Here is a 3,250-nt window from a genome sequence, read left to right as displayed (position 1 = left end):
TTTCAATCAGCGGCCGAGGCGTCCAGAACGACGGGGCGGCCACTCCTCGCAAACCACCCAACGGCAAGAACCGATCAGCCACACCCCGCCGCCCTGGGCATCCAGAGCACCTTGCCCTGGACACCTACAACCTTATGGAGGACCGGTGAGTACCACGGCCACCGAAACGGTCGTCGCCGACGCGGTGATCGCCGGGGTCGCCGCCCGCGCCGCGGCCTCCGTGCCCGGCGTGCTGCGGCTCGAACCCGGCGTGCTCGGCCTGGTCGGGCAGCTGGCGCGCTCGGGTCTGCAACTGCTGACCCGGCAGGAATCGGCGTCCTCGGGTGGCGTGCGGGTCCGCCGCGCGGGTGAGTGGCTGAAGATCCACGTGGATCTCACGATCGCGGCCGGCGGCCACGTCGGCGAGGTCGCCAGAACCGTGCAGCGCGAGATCGCCCGTGTGGTGAACGAGCAGACCGGCGTCCCCGTGGACGAGGTCTCGGTCTGTGTTCTCGACATCGAACCGGGGCGCTCGTGACGGCGGAGGGAGAGCTGATCGATGACATCGTCGGCGCGATCGACACGGTGGACGGACTGCGACCCGCGACCCCGCCGGTGCCGCAGAACGCGACCTGGCTCCCGCTCGCGGGCAACCGATACGCGGTCGATCTCGGCTCGGCGGTGGTGGAGGTCCGCGTCGTGGCCACCGCACTGCCGCTGCCGCCGCTGGTCGACAAGGTCGCCGCCGCGATCCGGCCGCTGCTCGAGAACACCGAGTGGGCGCGGGCGAGACTGCGCGTGGTAGTCGCGGACCTGACCGCCGAGGCGGTCGGCGACATCGCGGTTACCTAGCTCACACACAGCGGCCGTGACGAACTGCGCGGCCTCGTGTCTTACCGATGAAAGGTCGTTATCCGCTGTAACGCAAGGGAATCGGAGGAATCATGACGAGCACGGCAACCGACAAGCCGGCCGGTAACCCCGGAAATGCCAAGTCCGACAACTCGAATGCGCCCGCCAAGGCCGACCGCAACGCCACCGGCCGCCCGGACGCGCTGGTGACCGATCAGGGCACCACCACCATCGCCGACACCGTCGTGCAGAAGATCGCCGGGCTGGCCGCCCGCGAGGTCCGCGGCGTGCACGAACTGGGCGGCGGCGCGGCCCGCGCGTTCGGCGCGCTGCGCGATCGCATCCCGGGCGCGTCCGCCAGTGTGGGACAGGGTGTTTCGGTCGAGGTCGGGGAGCGGCAGGCCGCCGTCGATTTGGATCTGGTCGTCGAATACGGCGTCGCCATCGCCGAATTGGCGCGGGTGGTCCGGCGCAATGTCATCACGGCCATCGAACAGATGACCGGCCTCGAGGTCGTCGAGGTCAACCTCAATGTCAACGACGTCTACATCGAGGGCGACGACGATGCCGATCAGCAGCAGCAACCGCCGAGCCGGGATCGGGTGCAGTGACATGAGCGCCACCACGATCTGCCTGATGTGCGGCCTGGCTCTCGGGTTCGCCGCGGCCTTCGGCGGTTTCGGCGCGTTCTTCGTCGTGCTGGTGTTCGGCGGGCTGGGCCTGCTGATCGGGCGCTGGCTCGACGGCGACGTCGATCTGGCCGGGCTGGTGCGATCGGCGCAGGATCGGAGCCGCCGATGACCGCCGCCACGGCATCCCCCGGCGCGCCGCCGCGCGAGATGGAAACGCGCGGCGTCACCGTGGTGGGGGAGCGGGCGGTGCGGCGGATCGCGGCCCGCGCCGCCCGCGAGGTGGCCGGGGTGGAGCCGGACGTGCAGGTGACCGCGCGTGTCGTCGGGGACGCGACGGTCCTGCGCGTGCGGCTGCCGATCCGTTACCCGCTGCCCGTCGCCCGGATCACCGACGCCTGCCGGGCCCACCTGATCGAACGCACCCGCGAACTGTCGGGACTGGCGGTGCCGCGAGTGGACATCGAGGTGTCGGCGCTGCCGACCGACGCCGAACCGGGGCGGGTCCGATGAGGCGCCGGCCGCGCCGGGTGATCCCGGCCGTCGTGGTGGCGCTGGCACTGGTCGCGGTGTGCGTGCTGGTCGCCGTGTCGGCGATACAGAAGCTCAGCGACACAAAGGAACTCGTCTCCTACGACAGCGTGGCGACGCGCCTGCACGACACCACGTGGGGCAGCGCCTGGGTGCTCGGCGGCGGCATCACCATCGCGGTGCTCGGATTGTTGCTGCTCGCGGTGGCGCTGTGGCCGGGACGGCCGGTCGTGCTGCCGCTGGAATCGACGGAGGGTGTGGACGCGGGGATCACCCGGCGCAGCCTGCGCGCCGCCGTCCGGGACGCGACCGACTCGGTCGACGGTCTGGAATCGTCACGGGTTCGGCTGGGACGCAAGAAGATCCGGGTGAAGGCGCGCACCCGTCGGCCCGAATCGGAGGTCGGCTCCGCGGTGCGCGCGGCGATCGATGAACGCCTGGCGCTGGTGGGTCCCCGCACGCCGCATACGGTGCGTACCCGGGTGCGCACGGTACGGACAGGAGAAGCCTGATGAGTACGGTCAACCGCCCCGCCCGGCTGAATCGGACGCTGCTGGCACTGATCGGCCTGGCGCTGGTCGCCGCCGGCGCCTACGCCATCGTCGCCTGGACCGGCCGACTGAGCTGGGCGGACCCGGATACCACCCTCGTCCCCGGCACCGCCGCGCCGCCGCGCTGGGTGCTGATCGCGGTCGCGGTGGGCGCGGTGCTGATCGGCCTGGCCGCGCTGCGGTGGCTGGCGGCGCAGGCCGCCCGGCTGCCGCGGCGGACGATGTGGCGGATCGGCGCCACCGATGCCGCGGGAACCACGGTGCTCGATTCCGGCGTCGCGGCCGCGCCGGTGGTCGCCGATGTCGAGTCCTATCCGCAGGTCCGCTCGGCCGCCGCGCGACTGTCCGGACCCGCCGCCGCGCCGGAACTGCACCTGGTCGTGACCGCCGAACCGGACACCGACCTGGCGGCGCTGCGCAAACACATTCTCGGCCATGCGGTGGCCCGGCTGCGCGAGGCGCTCGAGGCCGAAATCGTCCCGGTGACACTGGAATTGCGCCTGGCCGATCGCGGTCGGCTCGCCCGCGCCCGCTGACGCGGATCGGGGGGGGGGGGGGGGGGGGGGGGGGGGGGGGGGGCGGGGGGGGGGGGGGGGGGGGGGGGGGGGGGGGGGGGGGGGGGGGGGGGGGGGGGGGGGGGGGGGGGGGGGGGGGGGGCAAACCGGGGCCGGGGGCAACCGGATCCGTGGGAGTGGGGATCGTCAGTTC

Annotated in this window: 7 protein-coding genes; all 7 read left to right on the top strand. The window is 72.8% G+C overall.

What is annotated here, in order from left to right; all coding sequences use genetic code 11:
- Positions 1 to 145: 145 nt before the first annotated feature.
- Positions 146 to 517, top strand: coding sequence for an Asp23/Gls24 family envelope stress response protein (locus QH470_RS15730; protein WP_280273105.1), 372 nt, complete (start codon positions 146 to 148; stop codon positions 515 to 517).
- A complete protein-coding gene (locus tag QH470_RS15725) occupies positions 514 to 831 on the top strand; it encodes a hypothetical protein (protein WP_280273104.1) in 318 nt (105 codons plus the stop codon). The genes QH470_RS15730 and QH470_RS15725 overlap by 4 nt, the downstream gene beginning before the upstream one ends.
- A gap of 92 nt (positions 832 to 923) precedes the next feature.
- Positions 924 to 1,442 (top strand): Asp23/Gls24 family envelope stress response protein, encoded by a 519-nt coding sequence (locus tag QH470_RS15720; RefSeq protein WP_280273103.1) that lies wholly within the window; start codon positions 924 to 926, stop codon positions 1,440 to 1,442.
- Between the two features lies 1 nt (position 1,443).
- Positions 1,444 to 1,632, top strand: coding sequence for a hypothetical protein (locus QH470_RS15715; RefSeq protein WP_280273102.1), 189 nt, complete (start codon positions 1,444 to 1,446; stop codon positions 1,630 to 1,632).
- Positions 1,629 to 1,973 (top strand): Asp23/Gls24 family envelope stress response protein, encoded by a 345-nt coding sequence (locus QH470_RS15710; protein ID WP_280273101.1) that lies wholly within the window; start codon positions 1,629 to 1,631, stop codon positions 1,971 to 1,973. The genes QH470_RS15715 and QH470_RS15710 overlap by 4 nt, the downstream gene beginning before the upstream one ends.
- Positions 1,970 to 2,503 carry a DUF6286 domain-containing protein gene (locus QH470_RS15705; protein ID WP_280273100.1) on the top strand — a complete coding sequence of 178 codons (534 nt, stop codon included), beginning with the start codon at positions 1,970 to 1,972 and terminating at the stop codon, positions 2,501 to 2,503. Before QH470_RS15710 ends, QH470_RS15705 begins: the two co-directional genes overlap by 4 nt.
- A complete protein-coding gene (locus QH470_RS15700; RefSeq protein WP_280273099.1) occupies positions 2,503 to 3,078 on the top strand; it encodes an Asp23/Gls24 family envelope stress response protein in 576 nt (191 codons plus the stop codon). Before QH470_RS15705 ends, QH470_RS15700 begins: the two co-directional genes overlap by 1 nt.
- Positions 3,079 to 3,250: the final 172 nt, after the last annotated feature.

This window comes from Nocardia wallacei (genome assembly GCF_029868745.1).
Taxonomy (GTDB): Bacteria; Actinomycetota; Actinomycetes; order Mycobacteriales; family Mycobacteriaceae; genus Nocardia; species Nocardia wallacei_B.
This window is presented reverse-complemented; position numbering and strand designations above follow the sequence as displayed.

What these genes read in the sequence shown, in the direction of transcription:
- QH470_RS15720 (WP_280273103.1), top strand. Translation starts at nt 924, where the DNA reads ATGACGAGCACGGCAACCGACAAGCCGGCCGGTAACCCCGGAAATGCC.
- QH470_RS15715 (WP_280273102.1), top strand. Translation starts at nt 1,444, where the DNA reads ATGAGCGCCACCACGATCTGCCTGATGTGCGGCCTGGCTCTCGGGTTC.
- QH470_RS15710 (WP_280273101.1), top strand. Translation starts at nt 1,629, where the DNA reads ATGACCGCCGCCACGGCATCCCCCGGCGCGCCGCCGCGCGAGATGGAA.
- QH470_RS15705 (WP_280273100.1), top strand. Translation starts at nt 1,970, where the DNA reads ATGAGGCGCCGGCCGCGCCGGGTGATCCCGGCCGTCGTGGTGGCGCTG.
- QH470_RS15700 (WP_280273099.1), top strand. Translation starts at nt 2,503, where the DNA reads ATGAGTACGGTCAACCGCCCCGCCCGGCTGAATCGGACGCTGCTGGCA.